Genomic DNA, 3349 nt, shown 5'->3' with positions numbered 1-3349 from the left:
AAGCCGCAGGCGCAGCGCGATTGGCTGGATTTACTGCAAGGACGGGCGCACAATGTCCACAAAGTGGACGTTTGTGCGTTGAGTTTGCTAGGAAAGGAAGCAACAGCCCATGACAACGAATCCTCTATCTCTCGCCGCGCTCTCGAGCTGCACCCTCTGCCCGCGCCGCTGCCGCGTCGACCGCACGCGCGCACACGGCTACTGCGGCGCGGGCGCGCGGGCGCGCATCGCCCTCGTCTCGCTCCACCCCTGGGAGGAACCATGCCTCACGGGCGGCGCGGACGGCAAGGGTGCGGGCACGGTCTTTTTCTCCTACTGCAACCTGCGCTGCTGCTACTGCCAGAACCATGAGATCTCCCACGGCGGCAAGGGCGAGGAGGTTACGGAGGAACGGCTCGCGGAGATCTTCCTCGAGCAGCAGGCGCGCGGCGCCGCGACGCTCGACCTCGTGACGCCGACGCACTACGTGCCGCAGATCCTCGCGGCGCTCCACATCGCGCGGGCGCGCGGCTTCACGCTCCCCGTCGTCTACAACTCGAGCGCCTACGAGACAGAGGAGACCATCGCTATGCTTGCGGGCGAGGTCGCCGTCTACCTGCCGGACCTCAAGTACATCGACGAGGCCTCCGCGCGCGAATACTCCGCGGCGCCCGACTACTTCCGCTATGCCTCGCGTGCCATCCGCGCCATGGTGCGCCAGGTCGGCCCCGTGGACTTCGCGCCTGACGGCAGCCTGCGGCGCGGCGTCCTCGTGCGCCATCTCGTGCTGCCGGGCCACCGCCACGAGAGCATGCGCATCCTCGACTGGCTCCATGAGAACTTCGGCGACAGCGTGCAGATCTCCCTCATGAACCAGTACACGCCGCTCTACCATGCCGCCGAGCACAAGGGCATGGGCCGCCGCCTCACGACCTTTGAGTACGAGAGCGTCGTCGAGCACGCGCTCGACCTCGGCATCACGCGCTGCTACGTCCAGGAAGGGCGCACGGCGGATGCGAAGTTCGTGCCGCGTTTCGACGGCCGCGGCGTGCGCGGCGGCGAATGAGCGCGCGGAGGGGGAACTTTTTTTTGAAACCTATGGCAAACCGCGTGGATTCATGGTAAAATTATGAAGGTGTATAGTCTTTGAACGTATGACTGCAATACGATAAAGGATGCGCTGATAGACAAAGCTGCATGCACAAGCGTCCGCTTTGTGGACATTGTGCGTCCGTCCTTGCAGTAAATCCGGCCAATCGCGCTGCGCCTGACGGCTTGCGTTCTTGGGGATTTACATAGTAAATACCCGCAGTGCGGACAGGCGCGCCGCTCCTCGGCGGCAGCGCGAGAGTATTCCGCCGCGGCATGCTGCGCGGCGGGCGTCAGAGCAGGTGTCAGCTCGATCAGTGATTTCAAGTAAAGCATGGGGGTTTCGACGGTGTTTGAATTAGATGATAACGTACTCGACCAATTCGCAAAAATCAAAGTCATCGGTGTGGGCGGCGGCGGCAGCAACGCTGTCAATCGCATGATTTCCCTCGGCATGCAGGGCGTGGAGTTCATCGCCGTCAATACGGATGCCCAGGCCCTCCTCCATGCGATGGCGCCGAAGCGCATGCAGATCGGCGAGAAACTCACGCGCGGCCTCGGTGCCGGCGCGCGCCCGGAGATCGGCGAGAAGGCCGCCCAGGAGAGCCGCGATGACATCCTCGAGGCCCTGCGCGGCTCCGACATGGTATTCGTCACGGCCGGTATGGGCGGCGGCACGGGCACGGGCGCGGCACCCGTCGTCGCGGAGTGCGCACGGGAGATCGGCGCGCTCACCGTCGGCGTCGTCACGAAGCCGTTCTCGTTCGAGGGACCGTTGCGCCGCAAGCGTGCCGAGGCCGGCATCGCGGCGCTCAAGCAGCACGTCGACACCATCATCACCATCCCGAACGACCGCCTGCTCCAGGTCGTCGACAAGCGCACCTCCGTCATGGAGGCGTTCCGCATCGCCGACGATGTCCTGCGCCAGGGCGTCAAGGGCATCTCGGACCTCATCGCGGCGCCGGGCATGATCAACCTCGACTTCGCGGACGTCCAGACCATCATGAGCAACTCCGGCTCCGCCCTCATGGGCATCGGCGAGGCCTCCGGCGAGAACGCCGCCGTCGACGCCGCCAAGGCGGCCGTCAACTCCCCGTTGCTCGAGACGAGCATCGACGGTGCGCGTGGCATCCTGCTCAACATCACGGGCGCGACCGAGAACCTCACGATGTACGAGGTCGGCGAGGCATCGACGACCATCCAGGAGGCGGCGCACGTCGACGCCAACATCATCTTCGGCGCGGCCATCGACGACACCCTCGGCGACACCGTGCGCGTCACCGTCATCGCGACGGGCTTCGACGAGCCGGAGAAGCTCGGCGTCCAGCCCTCCGTGGCCGCAGCCACCGCACCCGCTGCCACCGCCGCAGGCCAGCAGCCCTCCGCCGCCGCGCCCCAGCCCCCCGTCCAGCCCGCAGCGCCGAAGATTGACCTCCCCGACATCCCCATCTGGATGCGCAAGCACTGAGGCGTGAGGCCATCGTGCAGCGGCGGAAGCAGCCTTGGCCCGCAGTTGAGTTCGGCGGCGATGATTTCAGCAAGTTTGGCATCGTGCAGCGGCGGAAACGGCATTTGGCATGCAGCCTTGGCGCTAGGCACTTCTTATTTACCTTCTCCTAAGGAGAAGGGGGACCGCGCAGCGGTGGAAGAGGTGTCCGGCACGTCGTAGGCATACCGCCTACCGTTTCGGTTTCCCGCCACGCGCAGATCGCATAACAGAGAATGCAAGGAGTCACCACGCAGCTGGTGATTCCTTTTTTTGCATTTTTACGTCGTTCCCCGTTGACAAAGCAACCTCGCTCCGGTATAATATATTTTGTTCTTGCAACGCAAGGCATGGGTAGGTGCCCGAGTGGTTAAAGGGAACAGACTGTAAATCTGTCATCTTCGGATTACGATGGTTCGAATCCATCCCTGCCCACCACTTGGCGGCATAGCTCAGTTGGCTAGAGCATGCGGTTCATACCCGCAGTGTCCGGAGTTCAAATCTCTGTGCCGCCACCATGCGAATACAGCCGGTCAGACGTGTGTCTGGCCGGTTTTTTCATATATGAAATACAGGAAAGAAACGGCACTCCATCAGAATGTGTGGGGAACTAACTCTTCCCATCCCTTATAACTATTGAAAAAGCATACATTTTCCTGTACGATATTTTCGGCTAAAAAACACACCGTACGGGGGAATGTATGCTCACCAAAAAGATACTCGATAGTGTAAAATCATTTGTGTAAACTCAAAGTGGATATAGAAAAAGGAACCACTTTTCTTTATAGTGTTAAG

At 61.9% G+C, this 3349-nt stretch carries 2 protein-coding genes and 2 tRNA genes; all 4 read left to right on the top strand.

From position 1 onward, the window contains the following. Positions 1 to 109 precede the first annotated feature (109 nt). The 4 genes from F599_RS0105315 to F599_RS0105300 all read left to right on the top strand — a co-directional run bounded on the left by F599_RS0105315 (position 110) and on the right by F599_RS0105300 (position 3072). A complete protein-coding gene (locus F599_RS0105315) occupies positions 110 to 1045 on the top strand; it encodes a radical SAM protein (protein ID WP_019542487.1) in 936 nt (311 codons plus the stop codon). A gap of 372 nt (positions 1046 to 1417) precedes the next feature. Beyond that, entirely contained in the window at positions 1418 to 2536 is a 1119-nt protein-coding gene (gene ftsZ / locus F599_RS0105310) for a cell division protein FtsZ (RefSeq protein WP_019542486.1), read from the top strand. 370 nt (positions 2537 to 2906) lie between these two features. Beyond that, positions 2907 to 2992: transfer RNA gene (locus F599_RS0105305), tRNA-Tyr, on the top strand. A gap of 3 nt (positions 2993 to 2995) precedes the next feature. After that, a tRNA-Met gene (locus F599_RS0105300) sits at positions 2996 to 3072 on the top strand. Positions 3073 to 3349 lie beyond the last annotated feature (277 nt).

The organism is Selenomonas bovis DSM 23594 (assembly GCF_000381005.1).
In the GTDB taxonomy this organism is placed as follows: domain Bacteria; phylum Bacillota; class Negativicutes; order Selenomonadales; family Selenomonadaceae; genus Selenomonas_C; species Selenomonas_C bovis.
This window is presented reverse-complemented; position numbering and strand designations above follow the sequence as displayed.

Bases quoted from the DNA above. Each gene is read 5' to 3' on its own strand.
- F599_RS0105315 (WP_019542487.1), top strand. From the start codon at position 110: ATGACAACGAATCCTCTATCTCTCGCCGCGCTCTCGAGCTGCACCCTC.